Origin of the sequence: Marinobacter sp. LV10R510-11A, assembly GCF_900215155.1 — a bacterium.
Lineage (GTDB): Bacteria > Pseudomonadota > Gammaproteobacteria > Pseudomonadales > Oleiphilaceae > Marinobacter.
Map to the genome: position 1 here is coordinate 3,840,834 of NZ_LT907980.1, position 20,538 is coordinate 3,861,371.

Sequence of the window (20,538 nt, forward strand, 5' to 3'; positions counted from 1 at the left end):
CCATTGTTTTCCGACTACATTGAAAAACATAACCATAAAAAGGAGTCTGCTGTGGCTATTACTGTTTCGATTGAGCTAAACCGGGAGCTTGAAATCCCTGCGAGCTATGATGAGGTTTTTGAGCTGCTGGCTGATGTTCCACGCTCTGCAAGCCATTTTCCAAAAGTGCACAAGCTGACGGATTTGGGGGACAACACCTATCGCTGGGAAATGGAAAAAGTAGGTGTCGATAAACACGCTATCCAGTCTATATACGCCAGCAAGTATTTTTCAGACAAAGACGCCGGAAAAATTACCTGGCAGCCGGTAAAAGGCGAAGGTAACGGTTTGGTTAGCGGGTCCTGGGTGTTGACTGCAAAAGGTGACAAAGCCACCGGGCTAAAATTCCAGACCAGTGCTGAGCTTACATTGCCACTGCCCAGCCTTCTGAAGCTCGCTATCAGCCCGGTTATTAAGCATGAGTTCAATGGGCTGGTGGACACCTACATGAACAATCTTAAGAAAGTGTTCTGACGAGTTACGATCAGGCCAACTATCGTGCTGATTAACTCGGTTGTGGGACACCTGAGAGCATAGAATGTATAATCCGTGAATTAAACTTTTCCGGCGTTGTGCCGCTTAATTTGCTACGGAGTCCCCATGGCCGAACGTAAGGCTCGGGTAGAACGAAATACCCTCGAAACCCAGATCGCCGTTGAAATTAATCTCGACGGAACCGGTAAATCCAGTTTTGATACCGGCGTGCCGTTTCTGGAGCACATGATTCAGCAGATCGCCCGTCACGGGATGATGGATCTGGATATCGTCTCTAAAGGCGATCTGCACATTGACGATCACCACACAGTGGAAGACGTTGGTATCACCCTGGGCCAAGCTTTCAAACAGGCTGTGGGCGACAAAAAAGGCATTTGCCGTTACGGCCATGCTTACGTGCCCATGGATGAAGCGCTGTCGCGCGTGGCGATTGATTTATCTGGCCGCCCTGGCCTGATTATGAATGTGCCCTTTACCCGCGCTGTTGTGGGTGGTTTTGATGTGGACTTGTTTGAAGAGTTTTTCCGTGGATTTATCAACCATGCCATGGTGACTGTGCATATCGATAACCTTCGGGGCAAGAATACCCACCACCAGATCGAAACGGTGTTCAAAGCATTCGGCCGTGCTCTGCGTATGGCAGTTGAAATGGATGAGCGCATGGCGGGTGTTACCCCGTCTACCAAAGGCTCGTTGTAATTCCCCGCTCCTAGCAACTTAAGGACACCGCACTAACCATGAAAACCGTTGCCATCATCGACTACGGCATGGGGAATCTCCACTCTGCCCGCAAAGCGGTAGAGCACGTAGCCCCGGATACCAGAGTTCTGGTAACCGACAACGCAGACCAAATTCGTGAAGCCGACCGGGTGATACTGCCCGGCGTTGGCGCCATGCGTGATTGCATGGCAGAGATTCGCCGGCTGGGTGTGGATGAGCTAGTGCGGGAAGTGTCCCGCGATCGTCCGTTCCTCGGGATCTGTGTTGGCATGCAGGCACTTATGTCCCGCAGCGAAGAAAACGGCGGTGTCGACGGCATTAACCTTTTTCCCTCCCAAGTGCGTTTCTTTGGCGATAGCCTGGTGGAAAACGGCGTGCGCCTGAAAGTACCCCACATGGGCTGGAACGAGGTTTTTCAGGCCAAAGCGCATCCACTTTGGCAGGGTATTCCCGACGGTGATCGTTTCTATTTTGTGCACAGTTACTACGCTGAGGCAGAAGGCAACGCGGATATCGTGGGGCGCAGCCATTATGGTGTCGATTTGGCGGCTGCAGTGGCCCGCGACAACATTTTTGCTGTGCAGTTTCACCCGGAGAAAAGTGCCGGGGCAGGGCTGCAGCTACTCAAGAACTTTACTGACTGGAATGGAACATGCTGATTATTCCCGCCATTGATCTTAAAGACGGCAGATGTGTGCGGTTGCGCCAGGGCCGGATGGAAGATTCCACCGTTTTCGGTGGCGACCCGGTTGATATGGCCACCCGCTGGGTGGAAGCAGGAGCTCGCCGTTTGCACCTAGTCGATCTGAACGGTGCGTTTGCGGGTGAGCCGGTAAACGGCGAAATTGTTCAGGCCATTGCCCGTAAGTACCCGGATTTGCCGATTCAGATTGGCGGCGGTATTCGCTCTGCTGAAACCATTGAGGCCTATTTGAAAGCCGGTGTGCAGTGGGTGATTATCGGCACCAAAGCGGTCAAAGAACCTGAATTTGTGACCGAGATGTGCAAGCGCTTTCCCGGTCACATTATCGTAGGCCTGGATGCTAAAGACGGCCGCGTAGCTACAGATGGCTGGGCGGAGGTATCGGAAGTGATGGCGACCGATCTGGCCAAACGCTTTGCTAACGACGGCGTGGAAGCGATTGTGTACACCGACATCAACCGCGACGGCATGATGCAGGGCGTTAACGTAGAAGCCACTGCTGCGTTAGCAGAAGCGAGCGGCATCCCAGTTATCGCATCCGGTGGTGTTACCAACATGGATGACCTCAAGCGTCTGGCGCCTGCTGCAAGCAAAGGCATCATCGGTGCGATTACGGGCCGGGCGATTTACGAGGGCACGCTGGACGTGGCAGAAGCTCAGGCATTTTGCGACACCCTTTGTGACACCCCGAAAGGCTGAGGAAGGTAAACGGTATGGCACTGGCAAAACGCATTATCCCCTGCCTAGATGTAGACAAGGGGCGTGTTGTAAAAGGCGTCAACTTTGTGGATATTCGGGATGCTGGAGACCCTGTGGAAGTAGCCCGCCGCTATAACGAACAGGGCGCCGATGAAATCACCTTTTTGGACATCACAGCAAGCAGTGAAAGCCGTGATACAACCTATGAAACGGTTGAGCGCATGGCTGCGGAAGTCTTCATTCCGTTGACCGTCGGCGGTGGTGTTCGTGCGGTGGAAGATATCCGCAAACTGCTGAATGCTGGCGCAGACAAAGTCGCGATCAACACGGCCGCGGTATTCAATCCGGAGCTGGTTCGGGAAGCCGCAGATCGCTTTGGCAGCCAGTGCATTGTTGTTGCGATTGATGCCAAGCAGGTCAGTGCCGAAGGTGAGGCGCCGCGCTGGGAAATCTATACCCATGGTGGGCGCGAGCCAACTGGGCTTGATGCCGTGGAATGGGCCCGTAAGATGGTAGACATGGGCGCTGGCGAGCTGCTGCTTACAAGCATGGACAGGGATGGCACAAAAATCGGTTTTGATCTTGGCCTAACCCGTGCAGTCAGCGATGCGGTATCGGTCCCGTTGATTGCCTCAGGCGGCGTGGGCGAACTGCAGCATCTTGCGGATGGTGTGACCTTAGGTGGGGCCGATGCTGTGCTGGCGGCGTCTATTTTCCACTTTGGTGAGCATACAATTCCCGAGGCCAAGGCGTTCATGAAGGCCCAAGGAATTGAAGTTCGGGATTAGTGCTTTTTAGCGAAAGCAGGCCGAATGGTCTGCTTTTCCCCTTCTGCAAACATCCTTTGATTGTTGTTGCGTATAGCCCAGATGCCGCTCACTGTGGCAATGGCGATGCCTTGCTCGTCCAGTAACGGAAGATGCTTTTCGAGATAATCTACGGTCACTGCATGTGGGTGGCCTATGCCAACCGCACTGCCGTTTTCCTTTGCCCGCCGAATAAGCTCCTTGAATTGCCGATCCACAAACTCTTCCGTTTGCTCATGATCCAGAAATACGTCCCGTGTCATCGTGGGGATCTGATAGGCCTCAGCGACATTGCCTGCGACAGATGAGGCAATCGTTCGGCTGTCGACAAAGTAAACCGGGTAGCGGTAAAGCTCTTTCATCACCCAATCCATAGGCTTTAGCTTCTGGGTTAGCAGGCTGCCCATGTGGTTGTTCACCCCCTGCACATAGGGGATCGACTGCAGGGCGCGGCGCAACGTGGTTGTTAGGCTTTGCTCATCCATATCCGACGTTAACCCGCCTTGCCCTAGGCTAAAATTCCGGGTGTTGGCCATGGGGGCGTGCAGCATAATCTCTTTACTGCGGCTGTGTGCCAGCCGGGCAAGAGCGTCTGTGTGCGGCCGATAGGGCAGGAACGCCAGGGTCAGTGGCTGATCCAAGTTGGCCAAGCGCTCGCCTTCGTGCAGGTTGTGGCCCATGTCATCAATGATGATGGCAATGGTTGGCGGGACATCACTGGTGGCCGGCCCTGCCATTACGGCGCCGGCGGCCAAGCTTGTCAGAACCGCCAGAGCCAGTTTGGCTATGGTCACGCTATACAGGGTCAGAGTCGAGAACGCCTTCACTGTTCTGTGTCCGCTCCCTTGCGGTTGAGAATGTGTAGCCCTTTCAGCAAATTAAGTGCCGAGCGCAGTTGGTAGTCGCGGTCGACCATGGAGCTAGCTTGATCCTCAGGCTTGGTTTTCTTTTCGCTATCTTTGGCTTCTTCATCCTGACCAACCAAGTGGCCGCTCAGATCCGCCTCGGTAAAGAATGGGCGGCTATCCAGTTCTTTCAGCTCTGCAGGTTTTACTTCAATGTCCGGTTTGATGCCGGTGCCCTGTATCGAGCGTCCGTCTGGGGTGTAATAGCGCGCCGTTGTCATTTTGATGGCGTGGGTTTCATCCAGTGGAATAACTGTCTGAACGCTGCCCTTACCAAAGGATTGGGTGCCCATGATCACGGCCCGTTTATGATCCTGCAGCGCACCTGCAAGAATTTCCGATGCGGAAGCAGAGCCGCCGTTGATCAGCACAACAATGGGTGTGCCCGCCATAACATCGCCGTCTTTAGCACTGAAACGAAGGCGTGAGCTTTGGATTCGGCCCTCTGTGTATACAATCAGCCCTTCGTCTAGCAGTGCATCAGCGGTTGCAACAGCCGCTTGCAGTACACCGCCCGGGTTATTGCGCAGGTCGATTACCAGCCCGTCCAGATCACTGCCGTGATCCTTTTTGAGCTTGTTGAGGGCGTTCGTAAACTGCCCGCCGGTTTCTGCCTGGAACTGGGTCAGGCGCACGTAGCCGTAGCCGTTTTCAATCATGCGGCTCTTTACACTGGTTACTTTGATAACGTCGCGCTTGACATCAATCTCTACCGGGCCGCTCTCACCTTCGCGCATAATGGTCAGCGTAAGTATGGTGCCGGGTTTGCCACGCATAAGCTGAACAGCTTCTTCCAGGCCCATGCCTTTTACCGGCTTTTCATCGAGCTTGATGATCAAGTCACCTGACTGGACGCCGGCCTGCTGGGCAGGCGTGTCGTCAATTGGTGCGATAACCTTTATAAAGCCATTCTCCATGCTGACTTCAATGCCCAGGCCGCCAAACTCGCCGGAAGTGCTTTCTTCGAGCTCTTCATAGTCTTTCGGGGCTAGGTAGGTTGAGTGCGGGTCGAGATCGGAGAGCATGCCCTTGATGGCGCTTTCCAGCAGTTGGCGGTCGTCTACTTCTTCTACGTAGGCTGCCTTTATGCGGCTAAAAACCTCGGTGAATTTTCGCAGATCGTCTAGGGGAAGTTGCGTTTCCGGATCCGGCAGGCTGATTTCAACGCGCTCGCCGTTCTGAATGCCTTCCAGCAACTGTGTGTCGCCTGAAGAGTTATCCTGGGCGAAGGCCAGCCCGGGAATGGTAATAAAACAGGCGGCGAGGATGGCTGAGCGCAAAGCTGAGGCTTTGAGTGTACTTCGGACCCGATTCATTCACATATCCCGTGGTTATTCCGATAGTTAATCTGAGAGTTGAGCAGAAATTCCTATTCCCGACAGTATGGCGCCCGCGAGCGCATTTGTCAGCCCCGCTGCCGGTGTTCAGTTAGCCAGCCAGCGCCCCGGGTTGTCTGGTTTGCCATTATGGCGAACCTCAAAATAAAGCGCCGGAGCGTCTGTTCCGCCGGTGCGGCCTGCTTGTGCAATGGCTTCCCCGGCTGCAACCCAGTCGCCGGGGCTAGTGAACAGGCTACTGCTGTGGCCATAGAGTGTCATGTAGCCATCACCGTGATCAATAATTGTTATCAAGCCAAAGCCCCGAAGCCAGTTGGCAAAAACAACCCGGCCGTAGTGAATGGCTTTTACGTCGGCTTCCTCACCGGTCTGAATAATCAGGCCATTTCTGCGCAATTTGCCCTCTGCGTATTTATCGCCAAACCGGCTGGTCACCTTACCTTGTGCCGGCCATGGCAGCTTGTTTCGCAGCGACTGGAAAGGCTGGGACTCGTTGGGTGAGGGAATGTTGGCAATGGCTTGTTGAACTTCGGAAAGCAGTTTTTCTAGCCGCTTGCGGTCAGATTCCAACTCATCTTTTTCGCCGCGCCGGGTACGGATGTCCTGATTAAGTGCCGCCAGAGTTTTTTGGCGCTTCTGGCGAGAAGTCTTTAGTTCTTGCTGGCGTTTGATAACGCCTTCTTCAGTTGTCGCAAGTTCGGCTCGGGTGTTCTGAACGGCGGCCTGCGTAAGTTTGAGTTCCTCAAGATTCTTTTGGAAGCTTTCCAGGCGCCCGACGGTGTCTCGGCTGAGGTATTCGTAATAGGTCATGGTCCGGGCAATATTGTCCGGATTGATTTCATTGAGCAATACTTTTACAGCGGGCGCGTCGCCCTCCATCCATGCCGTACGGATCTGCTTTTTCAGGCTCTCCCGCTGGCGCTCCAGGGTTCGTGCCAGTTCCCGTTCCTCACTCTGGAGTTCGGCAAGGCGCTGTTGTTGTTGTTTTACCTGCTCTCGCAGAGACCGGCGTTCGCGAGTCAGCCGGCTGATCGTACGTTCGGCCGCAGCAAGCTCTCGTTCCAGCGAGGAACGATCTTTCTCGGCATCAGCCAGCCAGTCATCAATGTCCTCAATACGTTCCTTGAGAGCTTCAATCTGGGCTGGTGTCACCTCTTTCCCGAACGCTGCCGGCACCGCACCCAGTGTAAGCGTGAGTACCAGCGTCAGTACTGCAGTTAGTCGCAATGGTAGGGCCTGTTTTTGGGTCAACCGATTTTAACCAGGCTGTGCCCAGTCATTTCCTTCGGCTGTTCCAGCCCCATCAATGCGAGCAGGGTAGGAGCCACATCACTCAGGCTGCCGTCGTTTTGCAGGTTTACCTTACGTTTGCCTGTGTAAACGAGCGGAACGGGTCCTGTAGTATGCGCCGTGTGAACCTGGCCGGAATTGGGGTCCATCATCTGTTCGCAGTTGCCGTGGTCGGCGGTAATCAGTGCTTCACCACCCACCTCGTCCAGCGCTTCGACCACTCGCTGTACGCAGTGATCAATGCACTCGGCGGCCTTAATAGCTGCATCCAGTTTTCCGGTATGGCCGACCATGTCGCCGTTGGCATAGTTACACACTATCAAGTCGTATTTGCCGCTCTTGATGGCTTCTACCAGCTTGTCCGTGACTTCCGGGGCGCTCATTTCAGGTTGTAAATCGTAAGTTGCCACCTTGGGCGAGGGTACCAGAATCCTGTCTTCGCCCGCAAAAGGCGTTTCCTGCCCGCCATTAAAAAAGAAAGTCACGTGGGCGTATTTCTCGGTTTCGGAAATGCGCAGCTGGGTTTTGCCAAGCCCGGACATGTACTCGCCTAAGCCATTAACCAGCTTGTTAGGCGGGTAAGCGCAGGAGGTTTTGATATCCGCCGCATACTCGGTGAGCATGACAAAGTCGGCAAGCTTTGGGTGTTTCTGGCGCTCGAAGCCCTCAAAATCCTCGCCAACAAATGCACGCGTCATTTCCCGGGCGCGATCAGCACGGAAGTTCATGAACAGCACCGCGTCGCCATCATTAATGGTGCCCGCAGTCTCACCTGCATTCTGAATGCGAGTTGGCTTTACAAATTCATCGTTTTCGCCGCGCTCGTATGCGTGCTCCAGGGCCGAAAGCGGATCGGTTGCGGTGAATTCTGATTCGCCCAGAGTCATCAGGTTATAGGCAGATTCAACCCTGTCCCAGCGGTTATCTCTGTCCATGGCAAAGTAACGCCCAACAATGGACGCCACGCGGCCTACGCCAAGGCTTTTGAGTTTCGCGGCGGCCTTCTCAAGGGAGGGGCGGGCACTGCGAGGCGGCATGTCGCGGCCATCAAGAAACGCGTGAACGTACACTTCTTTCGCGCCGCGTGAAGCGGCAAGCTCAGCGGCCGCGAGCATGTGATCTTCATGGCAGTGAACGCCGCCGGGCGAAAGCAGGCCCATAAGATGAACGGCACCGCCATTGCTTACAGCCTTGTCGATCGCGGAGCACAGGGCTTTGTTTTCGTTAAAGGTACCTTCTTCCAGATCTTTATCAATGCGCGTAAGGCTCTGATAAACCACGCGGCCTGCGCCCAAGTTCATGTGGCCGACTTCCGAGTTGCCCATCTGGCCTTGGGGTAGGCCCACAAACATGCCGGAGGTATTAATAAGGGTGCTAGGCCTGGATTCCCAGAGCTTGTCCCAGAACGGCGTATTGGCGTTGCTGATGGCGTTATCTTCGGCGGGATCACGATGGCCCCAGCCGTCTAGAATTATCAATGCTGTCGGCTTGCGCAATGCTGTCATCATTCAGTCCGGAAGTAGAGTTTCGGTAAGTTTACAGAAGACATTATGAAGCTTATCCATTTTTGCACTTTGAGGCCACAGCCGTCACCTGTATGGTCACCTTCTGTCTTGCGAGCAGGCTGTGTATAATCCGCCCAAACTTATTTTTAGGGTCACCTCATGGATCGGTTGTTTGAATTTGTCGTTAGCCACTACATTCTCGCCTCGCTATTTGTGGCCTTTCTGGCCGCTATCCTGGTGTTGGAGTCTCGGCGCGGTGGCGCTAAAATTTCTGCCCAAGGCGCAGTTAGCCTGCTTAACCGGAATGAAGCCATAGTGGTTGATATCCGGGATCGCAAAGAGTTTGGTGAGGGCCGCATTACTGGCTCTATCAATATCCCGCTGAATAGCCTGAAAAGCCGTGTTGGCGAACTGAGCAAGCACAAAGATAAGCAGATTATCGTCGCGGATAAAATGGGCCAGCATTCCGCCATGGCGGTTAAGCAGCTCAACGCTGAAGGTTACGCCAACGTAGTGCGCCTTAACGGCGGCGTGGGCGACTGGAAAGCCAGTAACCTGCCGCTGGTGAAGAAGTAGGGCGGCAGCATAACTTGATCTATACGCCGATCTGCCGCACTGTTTCACATAGCACTGTTTCACATTATCAAGCGCCGTCAGGCAGTAGACTGTTTCGGCAGATGTAACCATAACAATGGGCCCCGAGCCCACTCTACAAAAGGGAAAGGACTGAACATGGCTGAGAATCAGCAAGCCGCTGCAGGCGGTGACAAAGAAAACCAAGCCCAGTTTGCCCTTCAGCGCATTTACGTGAAGGATCTATCTTTTGAGTCACCGAACTCGCCAGTGGTATTCCAAGAGCAATGGAAGCCGCAGGTAAATCTGGACTTGAACACCGCGCACACCAAGGTTAGTGACAACCAGTATGAGGTTGTTCTTTCCCTGACTGTTACCGCGAAAATCGACGAGAAGGTCGCTTATATTGTTGAGATTCAACAGGCGGGCGTGTTCCTTGTGGCCGGCATTGAAGGGCCGCAACTGGGCCAGATGCTGGGCGCTTACTGCCCGACCATTTTGTTCCCTTATGCCCGCGAAGCAATCGACGGCGTGGTCAACAAAGGCAGCTTCCCAGCGCTGATGCTGGCACCGGTTAACTTCGATGCTATCTACGCTCAGGCACTGCAGCGTAAGCAAGAAGAAGGTCAGGAAGAAGCGCCCAAGGGCGAGCAGACACACTGACCGTTTTGCTCTGGCCTTATACTAAAACAGCCCGGCATTTTGCCGGGCTGTTTTGTTTATACCTTGCCGTTTATTGAACCCGTAAACCCAAGCTGCCGCCAGGCTTCGTAAACCACCAGGGCGGTGGTGTTGGATAGGTTTAGGCTGCGGCTCTGCGGACACATGGGAACCTTCAAACAGTGCTCAGCAGATAGTCCCTCGCGTACTTCCAAAGGCAAACCGCGGGTTTCCGGGCCAAACATCAGGTAGTCATTATCCTGATAGGCAACCTGGTGGTAGTAGCGGTGGCCCTTGGTGGTTAAGCCAAATAGCCGCTTGGGTTGCTCGCTTTCAAGAAACGCTTGATAGCTTTTATGCACTTTTACCGTGGCGTATTCGCTGTAATCCAGCCCGGCCCGCCGCATCTGTTTGTCTTCTAAGGTGAACCCCAGAGGCTCAATCAAATGCAGCCTGCAGCCGGTGTTGGCGCACAGCCGGATGATATTGCCCGTGTTGGGCGGTATCTCCGGCTCGTACAGCACGACATTCAGCATCGCGCTCTAGCGCTCCACGGCCAGGGCAACGCCCATGCCGCCACCGATGCACAGGGTTGCGAGGCCCTTGTGGGCATCACGGCGAACCATTTCATGCAGCAGCGACACCAGAATACGGCAGCCTGAAGCACCAATGGGGTGGCCCAGGGCAATCGCGCCGCCGTTCACGTTGACCTTGTTAGTGTTCCAACCCAAATCGCGGTTTACGGAGATAGCCTGAGCGGCAAATGCCTCGTTGGCTTCAATCAGATCCAAGTCTTCAACACTCCAGCCAGCCAGTTTCAGACAGCGCTGGCTGGCGGGAATCGGGCCGGTGCCCATAATGCTGGGGTCGACGCCGGCATTGGCGTGAGCCTTGATAGTGGCCAGCGGGGTCAGGCCCAACTCTTTGGCTTTCTCAGCGCTGCACACCATAACGGCTGCTGCACCATCGTTAAGAGATGAAGCGTTACCTGCGGTTACTGTGCCGTCTTTCTTGAAAGCAGGGCGCAGCTTGCCGAGGCCTTCAGCCGTTACGCCATCACGGGGTCCTTCGTCTTTGCTGACAACTACCGGCTCACCCTTACGCTGGGGGATAGACACCGGCACTATTTCGCCATCGAAGCGCCCAGCCTCACGGGCGGCAACGGCTTTTTGCTGGGATGCCGCTGCAAATTCATCCTGTTCTTCACGGTTGATGCCGTACTTCTCGGCAATATTCTCGGCGGTCACGCCCATGTGGTAATCGTTGAAGGCATCCCATAGACCGTCGGTAACCATGGTGTCGATCATTGTCCAGTTGCCCATACGCTGGCCATTGCGGCTGTTGGGCAGAACGTGGGGTGCTTGGCTCATGTTTTCCTGGCCACCGGCAATAATCATTTCGGCATCGCCACAGCGAATCGCCTGAACCGCCATGTGAACCGCCTTGAGGCCAGAGCCACACACTTTGTTGATGGTCATAGCTGGCACAGAAGCCGGGATGCCGGCATTGATAGAGGATTGGCGCGCTGGGTTTTGGCCAGAGCCTGCGGTTAGAACCTGGCCGAGCACCACTTCGCTAATTTGATCGCCGGCAATTCCGGTCTCTTCCAGTAGGGCTTTGATAACGGCGGAGCCAAGCTGATCCGCACGAAGGCTAGAAAGGCCTCCGCCAAACGCGCCAATAGCAGTACGTTTGGCAGCAACAATAACGACATCACGCATGGAAACTCTCCGATTAAATGATTGTGCTGTTTCGGGCAGCAAAGCTAGGCTGAGCCCTCACAGAATAAAAAGCTGCGAGCATTGTAGCCCCAAAGGCCGAACCGGCAAAAGCACAGGATAAATTCTACGTTAACGGCAGACTGCTTGAGCGATACGCGCCAAACGTTCTGCTCGGATTGCGCCGCCCAGCTCTTTACCTGAAAAGCCTTGTTTGATCAGTGCCTGAGGGTCAACGCCAGAGGCGGCATCTGCGGCCATCTTGAGCGGCTCCAACTTTGCCTGATCACCGCTTGTGAGAGTGCACTCAAGCACATTGACCAGCTGAGAGAAGCGCTCTGGCCGCCGCCATATATCGGCCTTTTCCAGCAACTCAAGCAGTATGTCTGCATTCGGTTGCATGGGGTTCAGCCGTCTGATTACAGGAATAGAAGCCGCAGCCAACCGTGCAAGTTGCTGGCAATCATTGGGTGCTTTCAGAGCTTTGGCTCTTGCGATGCAGGCAGGCTCATCGAGGGAGCAGAGCAGTGCGGCAAAGCGTTCTGCCGTTGAGCCTTCGAGGGCGTGAACACGTTGCAGTGCATCCGTGGCGGCATTGAAATGTGCATCGGGAGTGAGTTCGGGAATCAGCACCGCGAGAGCCTCGCAGTCCTGTAGCACCTGAAAAAACGTACAAGGGGACAATTCATGGATCGCCCGCTGAATCTCCTGCCACACCCGCTCGGGAACAAGATGTTCCACTTCATCCTCGGCTACCATAGAGCGCATCAAGGTCATGGTTTCTGCGCAAACACTAAAACCTAAAGGTTGAAATCGGGCAGCGAAGCGGGCCGTTCTTAGAATGCGCAGGGGGTCTTCTTTGAAAGCATCCGACACGTGCCTCAGCTCTCGCGCTTCAAGGTCTTTTTGGCCATTAAAAGGGTCGGTTAGCTCACCTTGTTCCGAGCGCGCCATGGCGTTTATGGTGAGATCGCGGCGAAGTAGGTCTTCTTCAAGGGTGACATCTGGGGCGCTGTAAACGCTGAAGCCGTGATAGCCATGCCCCTGTTTGCGTTCGGTGCGGGCGAGGGCGTATTCCTCGTGGGTTTTCGGGTGCAGGAATACGGGGAAGTCTGACCCTACCTGGGTAAAGCCCTTGGCAAGCATTTGTTCCGGGGTTGCGCCAACCACCACCCAGTCTCGGTCTTCGACTCTCAGGCCCAGTAATTTATCGCGAACGGCGCCGCCAACCAGATAGGTTTGCATGAAGGGTAGGGTTCCTTTCTAAGAAGTGTCCGGGAATTATCCGTTTCCCGGGCGGGTCAGGCAAACTTCGTTACTCTGAAGCGTTCGCCTGACCCTATAAACGATACCTATAGATAAATCAGAACGCCGCGCCTAACTCCAAGGCTACGCCCATATCGGCATCACTGATCAAAGCGCCGAGATCAAAGCGTGCGCCAAACAGGTTCAGGCCAAAGCCCGCGGTAAACTGAGTTTCTTCTGCAATGCCATCGTTGTCATCGTTGCTGGCCAGGTTGTAACGAGCACCCACACGAATCTGGGCATAGCGCCAGGCATCAAACTCAGCGCCTACGGCAAGCCACTGGGTATCGTCTTCAAAACCGAAGGCTTCTTTTTTGGTGAGATCAAGTTCGGCGGTAACAACGTGGTACGAACTCTTGTGTGCAATGCCGACCGTTGCCATGGGGTTGAGCTTGAGGGTGCGTTTTTCTTCCCCTATTTTGCTCTGAGCTGAGTCCAGCTCCATCGGGATGAGGTTTTTAACCGCGATGCCGGCATTCCACTGCTTCTCGTCGCCAAAGGCGTAAGCGGCACCTATGTCCAGGTTGAAGCCGCTCTTTTCGGTTTGATATTCATCGCCATCGAACTCGTCGTCCTCGAAGCCGGAAATACTTTCCGTGTACTGAAAGGTTTGTAGTTGGACGTATTTTGGAGAAAATCCCAGCTGAAGGGTGTCGCCGTTATTTAGTTCTAGCGCGTGAGCAAAACTGATGCCTGCCTCAATAACAGCTGAGGCCAAAATTTTCCCTTTTGAGGTAAGCGCTAGGCTGCCGTCACCATTTTTTATCTTGTTAACTTCTGTCTCTACGTCCGCGGCTGAAGTTGCAGTGGAGATATCATCCAGAGCTTTCGTGTCAGCATCTGACACATCGCCGCGAACTGTGACTGTAAGGTTGGCGTTGCTGAATGCACCAACGGCAAGCGATTTACCTGGTACCGCAAAACTGAGGCCTAACCCGATGTTGGCCCGCATCGTATCGTCATCAAATGCTTTTAAGCGGTCGCGCAGAGTAGCTGCATCATTCTGAATGCTCTGGGGGCTATCCGTGATCGGATCGAAGTTTGAAACCCCGGATTCCAGTCCATCGATAACATCCTGAATATCATCAACCTGATCAATCGCCTCCTCCTCATCCGCAACCCGTGCGTTAATAGAAGGCAGCGCAAGGCCAAAATCGTCCGACCACGAATGGTGATTAGCAGCCATCATGGCCGGGTTTGCAGAAGTGGCAGACGAAGGATGAGCAACGGCCACACCAGTCCCACCCATGGCAAATGAGCGCGAAGACATAAACGCCTGGGGGCTGGCAAGCGCGGACGTGGCGGCAACGGATAAGCCCACGGCAATGAACAGTCTCGACAAGCGATATTGATGCATTCGGATACCTACGCAAAAGTGTGTGTTGCGGAATTATTAAGTAGGTGGAAGGTTAGAGCAATATTCGTACTTGAACATGACATATGCGGTAACGGTTTGTTTTTGAAATGTAAACGGGCATGTTTTCGGTATCGGGACACTGAGGGTCAGGAATGCAGATTTTGCGTGCTGCATCGTTCGGGAAACCGATGCCAGCAAACCGGCAGAGTGTTGCCGCTTGCTTGGTACTGTTATAGATGCGCTGGTGCACAAGCCAGGGCGCTGGCGAGCGTTGATGGGCGAATTGCCAAAGCTGGCATGAAATTTCCATGTTATTTCGTTTTACGATAAGTTTTCAGAATCTTGTCTGATTTTTTGTAGGTGGAGAATTGCTCATGTTGAAAAGCGGGTCTGCTGCTTTCTCGGTGCGCCGAGGCTTGGCTCTCGTTTCGAGCTTATGTATCGCTCTGCTTGCAGGGCAGGCTTCAGCCCAGGGGCAGAAGCCGACTGTTGAACGCGCTGAGGTTGAGAAAGCAGAAGAGCCGAAGGAAGTGAAGCGCGAGCCGGTTAATTTGGTAATAACCAAGGAGGTAGGGCGCACTCAGAATAAGCTTGATGCCTATGCAAAAATTATCCGCCAAGAGCAGGAAACCGAGGTTTTTGAGCCCAACTCACTTTGCCCAAGTGCAGATGCGCCTAGGTATCGGAAAAAGCTGGCCATCGCCGGTTTTCCTCTTGAACACCCTGGGCAATCGGTTTTCGGTGGTTTGAGGGAGGTGGGCAAAGCTGTTTCCACGTCGCTCTATCAGCGGTTTGAGCAATCAGAACAAGTGCAGGCTTTCTCTGCGCCACAGTTGCAGATGTTCGCGAGTCTTACCAAGGCCCCGACAATGATGGTTGGGTCTAGTAACAAACTCGGTAAATACTCTGCGGTTAGTCGCGAGATGGGGGCTCAGTTTGTGATGTCTGGGGTTATCCGTGACGTTGGTGTAAACGATCCCAGCGCTTGGAGTACAGATTACGGATCAAAGGTTAAGCGAGCATTATTCAGCGCTGATACTAACCGAAATTTTGAGCTGGATATGATTGTGCACGATGGCTATACCGGGCAAGTTGTTATGGAAAAGCGATATTCCGGATCTGGCCGCTGGGACGTTTCCCGCAATAATCAGATAAGTTTTGGATCTTCCCGGTTTTTTGAGACTGCATACGGGCAGGCTGTGGAAAAGGTGTTGGGAGATATGACGTCAGATGTGATTGCCCAGCTTGATTGCCAACCGATGCTTGTTCCGATAACCGAGGTTATCGGGAAAGATCTACTGCTGGATGTAGGAACGCCATCTGGGCTGTTGCCTGGTGCAATAATGCACCTTGTGCGGGCTGAGAGCGTGTTGGCGCGGCCCGATGAGCCGGCGCAGCTTTGGGATACGGATGTAGAGTTGCACATTCACAGCCTGTCACTGGATTCTGCAAGGGCTTGGATGCCGAAACTCGGCTCCCATATCAATATCCAGAAAGGCGACTACGCCGTTATCTACTAACAACGCGTAAAGGAGTCTCAGGCTTCTATTTCAGCCGCCGCAATATCCCGTATCTTCCCCACCATGGAGCGCAAACCGTTGCCGCGGGTAGGGGAGATGTGGCGGAACAGATCCAGCCGTTCAAACAACTCATCGATATCTGTTGCCAGCAAATCTCTTGGGGTTCTGCCATTCAGTGCAATGGTGATCATCGCCGCAAGACCGCGCACGATAATGGCGTCGGAATCTATCAGTAAGTAGAGCTTGCCGCTGGCTTCATCGAAGTGAGAAATCACCCACACCTGGCTTTGGCAGCCGTGAACGTAGTTCTCTTCAATCCGAGCATCGTCTGGAAAAGCCGGTAACTGCTTGCCAAGATCAATAATAAACGCGTACCGATCTTCCCAGTCGTCCAAAAATTCGAAGCCGTCTAGTACGTCTTCTAAAGATGGGTTTGTTCCTAGCGGGTTGTCCAGAAAGTCTTGTTCAGTAGCTGGCATTTACAACATTCCCAATTCTAGCTTGGCTTCGTCGGTGAGCATGTCGTTGTTCCAGGGCGGATCAAACGTTAGCTCTACGGTTACCTTGTCCACGTTGGGTAGGTGCTCTACTTTGGTCTTCACGTCATCTGCAATGACGGGGCCCATGCCACAACCGGCGGCGGTGAGGGTCATCAGAATAAAGATGTGATTGCCTTCTGGGGTGCCGTTTTCGATTCGGCACTCGTAAATCAAACCCAGATCTACCACGTTAACCGGAATCTCCGGGTCGTAGCAGTTGCGTACGGCTTCCCATACCTGGTTTTCGTTGATGGTTCCGTCGGCGGGCGTCTCGAAGCTGCTTTCAAGTGGCTTCTTGCCCAGGGCGTCGGCGTTGTGACCTTCGATGCGACAAAGGTTGCCATTAACCGCAACGGTAAACGTGCCACCCAGTGACTGTGTGATGGTTACAAAGCTATCTACCGGAATCATGATCTCTGTTCCGGTTGGAACAAGGCGGGCTTCCACCTCGCGTTTGGTCAGGACGACTTCACGTTCTTGCATGCCTAATTAAACCTCAATTGGTGCCTTTCCCCCTCTCCCGCGAGGGGAGAGGGGCTAAAGATGCCAACCCCTGAGTGGAGTCTGCCTCTAGACTACGAGGGCTTGAGTTTGTTTACGCCCTCTCCCCTCGCGGGAGAGGGCCGGGGAGAGGGGGGCGGAATTAGGTTACGGTAAAGCTCTCGCCGCACCCGCACTCGGCGGTAGCGTTGGGATTGCGGAACAGGAACATGGAGTTGACGCCTTCGGTAACGAAGTCGATCTCTATGCCGTTCACCATGGATAGGTGTTCCTCTTTCACAAACACGTCAACGCCATCAATGTGAAACACTCTGTCGTCTGCTAGGGCTTCATCAACCCATTGGGTTTCGTATTTGAAGCCGGAGCATCCGCTTTTTCTAATTGCTAACCGAATGCCTTTGGCATCCGATGCTTTGTCGAGTTGCTTGCGCACGTGCTTGACGGCGTTTGGCGTCATGGTGACGCCGAGGATCGGTGTGAAGACTTCGGCTGTCATGGGGTATCCTCCATCAGGCAAATAGGCGCTGGACTTTCTGTAAGGCGGTAAACAATTGATCCACCTCATCCAGTGTATTGTAGAACGCAAAGGAGGCCCGGGCTGTACCGGGAACTCCGTAGAAATCCATCAGTGGCATTGCGCAGTGATGGCCGGTGCGAATAGCGATCCCTTGCTGATCCAGTAAAGTCCCTATGTCACTGGGGTGCAAGCCATCGATTTTAAAGGACATCACAGGCACTTTGTGCTTTGCGGTACCAATAATGCTCATGCCAGGGACGGTTTCAACCAGTTGGTTGGCGCGCTCCAGCAAGGCGTTTTCTGCCGCTTCTATAGCCGTTCTGTCGAGGCGGTTCAGGTAGTCGATAGCGGCACCAAGGCCTATCGCTTCGGCGATAGCCGGTGTGCCTGCCTCAAATTTATAGGGCAGGGTGTTCCACGTTGTGCCCTCAAAAGAGACCCGCTCAATCATCTCGCCGCCGCCTTGGTACGGAGGCATGTCTTCCAGCAACGCGGCTTTGCCGTAAAGTACGCCAATGCCGGTTGGGCCGAATAGCTTGTGGGACGAGAACACGTAAAAGTCGCAATCCAGCGCCTGCACATCTGGTTGAAAGTGCGGTACTGCCTGGGCGCCATCAAGTAGGGTGGTGATGCCGCGAGCTTTTGCCTGGCTCATCATGTCTGCAACCGGGTTGATAGTGCCCAGTACGTTGGAGACGTGGGTGACAGCAAGAACGCGGGTGCGATCACTCAGCAGGCTGTTGAACGATTCCATGTCTAGCTCGCCTTCTGGGGTGACCTGAATCGGCACCACCTTAGCGCCTGTACGCTCGGCGATCATCTGCCAGGGCACGATGTTGGCGTGGTGCTCCATGTGGCTCACCAGAATTTCGTCACCGACTTTTAGGCGTGGCGCCAGACCATTTGCTACCAGGTTGATAGCCTCAGTGGTGCCCTTGGTCCAGATGATTTCCTGGGTGCTGCCGGCGTTCAGAAAGCTGCGAACGGTTTCCCGTGCGCCTTCAAACGCTGCTGTTGCCCGGTCGCCTAGGGTGTGGGCGCCCCGGTGTACGTTGGAGTGTATTTCCCGGTAATAGCGATCCATGGCATCCAGAACAACGGACGGCTTTTGGGCCGACGCGCCGTTATCCAGATACACCAGCGGTTTTCCATTTACCTGCTGAGACAGGATGGGGAAATCCCGGCGAATGGCTTGTACATCAAACGCCTTCTGAGTAGCTGTAATTGCCATGGACAGGTCGTTCATACCGGTCAGGCCTCCTCGAATGCTTGGTCAAAGAACTGGTTCAGGCGCGTTTGCACCGTATCTCTTACGGCTTCCACCGGAATCTGTACTACCAGCTCGTTGATGAATGCCATGGTCAGCAGTACGTTGGCTTCTCGGCGACCAATGCCCCGTGAGACCAAGTAGAACAGCGATTCTTCGTCGAGCTGACCGATGGTTGCGCCGTGGGCGCACTTGACGTCATCTGCGTAGATTTCAAGCTCGGGCTTGGTGTCGATTTCCGCACCGGTAGAGAGCAGCAGGTTCTTGTTGTTCATATTCGCGTTGGACTTTTGGGCGTCCTGGTGAATATGAATCCGGCCGTTGAACACCGCGTGTGACTTGTCCGCGGCAATGTTGCGATAGGTTTCTTCGCTGTCGCAGTGGGCCGCCACATGTTCGATGATGGTGTGGTTGTCGTAATGCTGCGTGCCTTGGGTAACAACTACGCCGTTAAGCTTGCACTCAGCGCCTTCGCCTTCTAGTCGTACTTGTAGATCGTGGCGGCGAAGGGGGCCGCCAAAGCCCACGCAGTGGCTCTCAAAGCGGGAGCTGCGCTGCTGCAGTACGCCCGTGGCACCTATGTGTTGAACGTTTTCACCGCCCATGCTTAAACGGACGTTGGTAACATTCGCGCCTTCAGCAAGAGTGAATTCGGTTACGGAGTTCACCATAACCGCTTCTTGGCCGCTGGAAATATATTCCTCAACCAGAGTCATCTGGCTGTTGCGGCCGGCGTCCACAAAAATCCGTGGGAAGGCAGAGCCACTGGCATCTGCTGTCACCTCATGGATGACAAACAATGGTTGATCAAGAACCGCATCCGGCTTCAGCCGAATTACCAGGCCATCTTCAAAGCGGGCCGAGTTCAGGCCAGCCAGTTGCACGGCTTTGCTGTTTAGGGTGCTGTCCAGGCGCTCGGCCAGGTCGCTGGCTTCTGCGTCGGATAGATCGCCGAAGCGCTGGATAAGAATGTTGTTCAGATCCGGATACTCGCTGGCTTCCGGCATCATAACGCCGTTGTTAAAAACCACCTTGTAGCCGGGAACCGCCAATGCGCTGCCGGTTTTGCCGGCAGTGGGCAGTGAGATGGCCATCTCGTCGGTCAGTTTCAGGTACTTGCTGGAATACTTCCAGTTTTCCGTTTTACGCGTTGGCAGTGGCATATCTACCAGGGCGGCACCGCGCTGCTTGCGCAGAGCGAGCAGTGGTTCTGGTAGCGCCTGGCCAGCCGGGTGCAGAAACGCGGTGGAAAGAGTGGGTGCTGGTTTCATTCCGCGATCTCCTTAGTTGGCTGAGCTGGCTGCAGTTGCTTCATCATTAATGCCAAGCCAGCCATAACCGCGCTCTTCCAGCTCCAGGGCCAGCTCGGGGCCGCCGGATTTCACAATCTGACCACCGGCCAGAACGTGCACGTAATCCGGCACAATGTGATCGAGCAGGCGCTGGTAGTGAGTTATCATCAGGATGCCACGGTCTTCGGCACGCAGGGCGTTAACGCCATCTGCAACTACCTTCAAAGCGTCGATGTCCAGCCCGGAGTCGGTTTCGTCCAGAATGGCCAGCTTCGGTTGCAGCATCAATGCCTGCATGATTTCATTGCGCTTTTTCTCGCCGCCGGAGAAACCTTCGTTTACGCCGCGCTTGAGGAACGCAGGGTCCAGATCCACCTGCTTTGATACTTCACGGGCCAGCTTCATAAACTCAGCCGCGTTCATTTCCGGCTCGCCTCTATGATGGCGCATGGAGTTCACCGCGGTACGCATGAACTGCAGGTTACTAACGCCCGGAATCTCTACCGGGTACTGAAATGCCAGAAATACACCGTCGCGCGCCCGCGCTTCGGTTTCTTTTTCAAGCAGGTTTTCACCGTTCAACGTGACGTCACCTGAGGTAACTTCAAATGCGTCGTTACCTGCGAGCACCTGGGCGAGCGTACTTTTACCCGAGCCGTTCGGGCCCATAATGGCATGTACTTCCCCAGCCTTGATCTCCAGGTTGATGCCCTTGAGGATCTCTTTTCCCTCAACGGATGCGTGCAGGTCTTTGATGCTCAGCATTTGTTGGCTTCTCTCTATTTTATCC

Annotated in this window: 22 protein-coding genes; 8 read left to right on the plus strand and 14 right to left on the minus strand. The window is 54.3% G+C overall.

What is annotated here, in order from left to right; genetic code table 11:
• Nucleotides 1-51: 51 nt before the first annotated feature.
• The 5 genes from CPH80_RS18470 (at nt 52) to hisF (ending at nt 3,444) form a co-directional block, all read left to right on the plus strand.
• The gene (locus CPH80_RS18470; RefSeq protein WP_096281781.1) at nt 52-513 is read left to right on the plus strand and encodes an SRPBCC family protein; all 462 of its coding nucleotides are present in this window, start codon (nt 52-54) and stop codon (nt 511-513) included.
• Nucleotides 514-639: 126 nt separating this feature from the next.
• Nucleotides 640-1,233 carry an imidazoleglycerol-phosphate dehydratase HisB gene (hisB, locus tag CPH80_RS18475; RefSeq protein ID WP_096280141.1) on the plus strand — a complete coding sequence of 198 codons (594 nt, stop codon included), beginning with the start codon at nt 640-642 and terminating at the stop codon, nt 1,231-1,233.
• Nucleotides 1,234-1,271: 38 nt separating this feature from the next.
• Nucleotides 1,272-1,913 (plus strand): imidazole glycerol phosphate synthase subunit HisH, encoded by a 642-nt coding sequence (gene hisH, locus CPH80_RS18480; RefSeq protein ID WP_096280143.1) that lies wholly within the window; start codon nt 1,272-1,274, stop codon nt 1,911-1,913.
• Entirely contained in the window at nt 1,907-2,656 is a 750-nt protein-coding gene (gene hisA, locus CPH80_RS18485) for a 1-(5-phosphoribosyl)-5-[(5-phosphoribosylamino)methylideneamino]imidazole-4-carboxamide isomerase (RefSeq protein ID WP_096280144.1), read from the plus strand. Before hisH ends, hisA begins: the two co-directional genes overlap by 7 nt.
• A 14-nt stretch (nt 2,657-2,670) precedes the next feature.
• Nucleotides 2,671-3,444 (plus strand): imidazole glycerol phosphate synthase subunit HisF, encoded by a 774-nt coding sequence (gene hisF, locus CPH80_RS18490; protein WP_096280146.1) that lies wholly within the window; start codon nt 2,671-2,673, stop codon nt 3,442-3,444.
• Here hisF and CPH80_RS18495 read toward each other — a convergent pair.
• The 4 genes from CPH80_RS18495 to gpmI form a co-directional block, all read right to left on the minus strand.
• Nucleotides 3,441-4,199, minus strand: a complete 759-nt coding sequence (locus CPH80_RS18495) for a divergent polysaccharide deacetylase family protein (RefSeq protein WP_096281783.1) — start codon at nt 4,197-4,199, stop codon at nt 3,441-3,443. The two genes, hisF and CPH80_RS18495, sit on opposite strands and share 4 nt — an antisense overlap.
• An 86-nt stretch (nt 4,200-4,285) precedes the next feature.
• The gene (locus CPH80_RS18500) at nt 4,286-5,683 is read right to left on the minus strand and encodes a S41 family peptidase (RefSeq protein WP_096280148.1); all 1,398 of its coding nucleotides are present in this window, start codon (nt 5,681-5,683) and stop codon (nt 4,286-4,288) included.
• A gap of 108 nt (nt 5,684-5,791) precedes the next feature.
• The gene (locus tag CPH80_RS18505; RefSeq protein WP_413772274.1) at nt 5,792-6,889 is read right to left on the minus strand and encodes a murein hydrolase activator EnvC family protein; all 1,098 of its coding nucleotides are present in this window, start codon (nt 6,887-6,889) and stop codon (nt 5,792-5,794) included.
• A gap of 62 nt (nt 6,890-6,951) precedes the next feature.
• Nucleotides 6,952-8,499, minus strand: coding sequence for a 2,3-bisphosphoglycerate-independent phosphoglycerate mutase (gpmI, locus tag CPH80_RS18510; RefSeq protein ID WP_096280150.1), 1,548 nt, complete (start codon nt 8,497-8,499; stop codon nt 6,952-6,954).
• Nucleotides 8,500-8,658: 159 nt separating this feature from the next.
• Between gpmI and CPH80_RS18515 the strand changes: the two genes are divergently transcribed.
• Nucleotides 8,659-9,075: a rhodanese-like domain-containing protein gene (locus tag CPH80_RS18515; RefSeq protein WP_096280152.1), complete on the plus strand. Its 417-nt coding sequence runs from the start codon at nt 8,659-8,661 to the stop codon at nt 9,073-9,075.
• A 156-nt stretch (nt 9,076-9,231) separates the two neighbouring features.
• Complete coding sequence (gene secB, locus CPH80_RS18520; protein WP_096280154.1) at nt 9,232-9,735, plus strand: protein-export chaperone SecB; 504 nt, start codon at nt 9,232-9,234, stop codon at nt 9,733-9,735.
• Nucleotides 9,736-9,791: 56 nt separating this feature from the next.
• Here the strand turns inward: secB and trmL are convergent, their stop codons facing one another.
• The 4 genes from trmL to traF form a co-directional block, all read right to left on the minus strand.
• The gene (gene trmL / locus CPH80_RS18525; RefSeq protein ID WP_096280156.1) at nt 9,792-10,268 is read right to left on the minus strand and encodes a tRNA (uridine(34)/cytosine(34)/5-carboxymethylaminomethyluridine(34)-2'-O)-methyltransferase TrmL; all 477 of its coding nucleotides are present in this window, start codon (nt 10,266-10,268) and stop codon (nt 9,792-9,794) included.
• 6 nt (nt 10,269-10,274) lie between these two features.
• Nucleotides 10,275-11,453 (minus strand): acetyl-CoA C-acetyltransferase, encoded by a 1,179-nt coding sequence (locus CPH80_RS18530; protein ID WP_096280158.1) that lies wholly within the window; start codon nt 11,451-11,453, stop codon nt 10,275-10,277.
• 129 nt (nt 11,454-11,582) lie between these two features.
• Nucleotides 11,583-12,695, minus strand: a complete 1,113-nt coding sequence (locus tag CPH80_RS18535; protein ID WP_096280160.1) for a multifunctional CCA tRNA nucleotidyl transferase/2'3'-cyclic phosphodiesterase/2'nucleotidase/phosphatase — start codon at nt 12,693-12,695, stop codon at nt 11,583-11,585.
• Between the two features lie 118 nt (nt 12,696-12,813).
• Nucleotides 12,814-14,112, minus strand: a complete 1,299-nt coding sequence (gene traF / locus CPH80_RS18540) for a conjugal transfer protein TraF (RefSeq protein WP_096280162.1) — start codon at nt 14,110-14,112, stop codon at nt 12,814-12,816.
• 374 nt (nt 14,113-14,486) lie between these two features.
• Between traF and CPH80_RS18550 the strand changes: the two genes are divergently transcribed.
• On the plus strand, nt 14,487-15,632 hold the full coding sequence (locus tag CPH80_RS18550) for a flagella assembly protein FlgT middle domain-containing protein (protein ID WP_096280166.1): 1,146 nt from the start codon (nt 14,487-14,489) through the stop codon (nt 15,630-15,632).
• A 17-nt stretch (nt 15,633-15,649) separates the two neighbouring features.
• Here CPH80_RS18550 and CPH80_RS18555 read toward each other — a convergent pair whose 3' ends face one another.
• From CPH80_RS18555 to sufC, 6 genes are all read right to left on the minus strand, one after another.
• On the minus strand, nt 15,650-16,111 hold the full coding sequence (locus CPH80_RS18555) for a SufE family protein (protein ID WP_096280168.1): 462 nt from the start codon (nt 16,109-16,111) through the stop codon (nt 15,650-15,652).
• A complete protein-coding gene (sufT, locus tag CPH80_RS18560; protein WP_096280170.1) occupies nt 16,112-16,654 on the minus strand; it encodes a putative Fe-S cluster assembly protein SufT in 543 nt (180 codons plus the stop codon). It lies immediately after the preceding gene.
• A gap of 160 nt (nt 16,655-16,814) precedes the next feature.
• The gene (locus CPH80_RS18565; RefSeq protein WP_096280172.1) at nt 16,815-17,168 is read right to left on the minus strand and encodes a HesB/IscA family protein; all 354 of its coding nucleotides are present in this window, start codon (nt 17,166-17,168) and stop codon (nt 16,815-16,817) included.
• A gap of 13 nt (nt 17,169-17,181) precedes the next feature.
• Nucleotides 17,182-18,435: an aminotransferase class V-fold PLP-dependent enzyme gene (locus CPH80_RS18570; protein ID WP_096280174.1), complete on the minus strand. Its 1,254-nt coding sequence runs from the start codon at nt 18,433-18,435 to the stop codon at nt 17,182-17,184.
• 5 nt (nt 18,436-18,440) lie between these two features.
• Nucleotides 18,441-19,727 (minus strand): Fe-S cluster assembly protein SufD, encoded by a 1,287-nt coding sequence (gene sufD / locus CPH80_RS18575; protein WP_096280176.1) that lies wholly within the window; start codon nt 19,725-19,727, stop codon nt 18,441-18,443.
• A 12-nt stretch (nt 19,728-19,739) separates the two neighbouring features.
• Nucleotides 19,740-20,513: a Fe-S cluster assembly ATPase SufC gene (sufC, locus tag CPH80_RS18580; protein WP_096280178.1), complete on the minus strand. Its 774-nt coding sequence runs from the start codon at nt 20,511-20,513 to the stop codon at nt 19,740-19,742.
• Between the last annotated feature and the right edge of the window lie 25 nt (nt 20,514-20,538).

Coding starts and splice junctions, on each gene's coding strand:
- trmL (WP_096280156.1), bottom strand. CDS start 10,268: ATGCTGAATGTCGTGCTGTACGAGCCGGAGATACCGCCCAACACGGGC.
- secB (WP_096280154.1), top strand. CDS start 9,232: ATGGCTGAGAATCAGCAAGCCGCTGCAGGCGGTGACAAAGAAAACCAA.
- CPH80_RS18515 (WP_096280152.1), top strand. CDS start 8,659: ATGGATCGGTTGTTTGAATTTGTCGTTAGCCACTACATTCTCGCCTCG.
- CPH80_RS18570 (WP_096280174.1), bottom strand. CDS start 18,435: ATGAACGACCTGTCCATGGCAATTACAGCTACTCAGAAGGCGTTTGAT.
- hisF (WP_096280146.1), top strand. CDS start 2,671: ATGGCACTGGCAAAACGCATTATCCCCTGCCTAGATGTAGACAAGGGG.
- CPH80_RS18565 (WP_096280172.1), bottom strand. CDS start 17,168: ATGACAGCCGAAGTCTTCACACCGATCCTCGGCGTCACCATGACGCCA.
- CPH80_RS18555 (WP_096280168.1), bottom strand. CDS start 16,111: ATGCCAGCTACTGAACAAGACTTTCTGGACAACCCGCTAGGAACAAAC.
- hisB (WP_096280141.1), top strand. CDS start 640: ATGGCCGAACGTAAGGCTCGGGTAGAACGAAATACCCTCGAAACCCAG.
- CPH80_RS18495 (WP_096281783.1), bottom strand. CDS start 4,199: ATGGCAGGGCCGGCCACCAGTGATGTCCCGCCAACCATTGCCATCATC.
- sufT (WP_096280170.1), bottom strand. CDS start 16,654: ATGCAAGAACGTGAAGTCGTCCTGACCAAACGCGAGGTGGAAGCCCGC.
- hisH (WP_096280143.1), top strand. CDS start 1,272: ATGAAAACCGTTGCCATCATCGACTACGGCATGGGGAATCTCCACTCT.
- hisA (WP_096280144.1), top strand. CDS start 1,907: ATGCTGATTATTCCCGCCATTGATCTTAAAGACGGCAGATGTGTGCGG.
- sufC (WP_096280178.1), bottom strand. CDS start 20,513: ATGCTGAGCATCAAAGACCTGCACGCATCCGTTGAGGGAAAAGAGATC.
- CPH80_RS18500 (WP_096280148.1), bottom strand. CDS start 5,683: ATGAATCGGGTCCGAAGTACACTCAAAGCCTCAGCTTTGCGCTCAGCC.
- CPH80_RS18550 (WP_096280166.1), top strand. CDS start 14,487: ATGTTGAAAAGCGGGTCTGCTGCTTTCTCGGTGCGCCGAGGCTTGGCT.
- traF (WP_096280162.1), bottom strand. CDS start 14,112: ATGCATCAATATCGCTTGTCGAGACTGTTCATTGCCGTGGGCTTATCC.
- gpmI (WP_096280150.1), bottom strand. CDS start 8,499: ATGACAGCATTGCGCAAGCCGACAGCATTGATAATTCTAGACGGCTGG.
- CPH80_RS18535 (WP_096280160.1), bottom strand. CDS start 12,695: ATGCAAACCTATCTGGTTGGCGGCGCCGTTCGCGATAAATTACTGGGC.
- sufD (WP_096280176.1), bottom strand. CDS start 19,727: ATGAAACCAGCACCCACTCTTTCCACCGCGTTTCTGCACCCGGCTGGC.
- CPH80_RS18530 (WP_096280158.1), bottom strand. CDS start 11,453: ATGCGTGATGTCGTTATTGTTGCTGCCAAACGTACTGCTATTGGCGCG.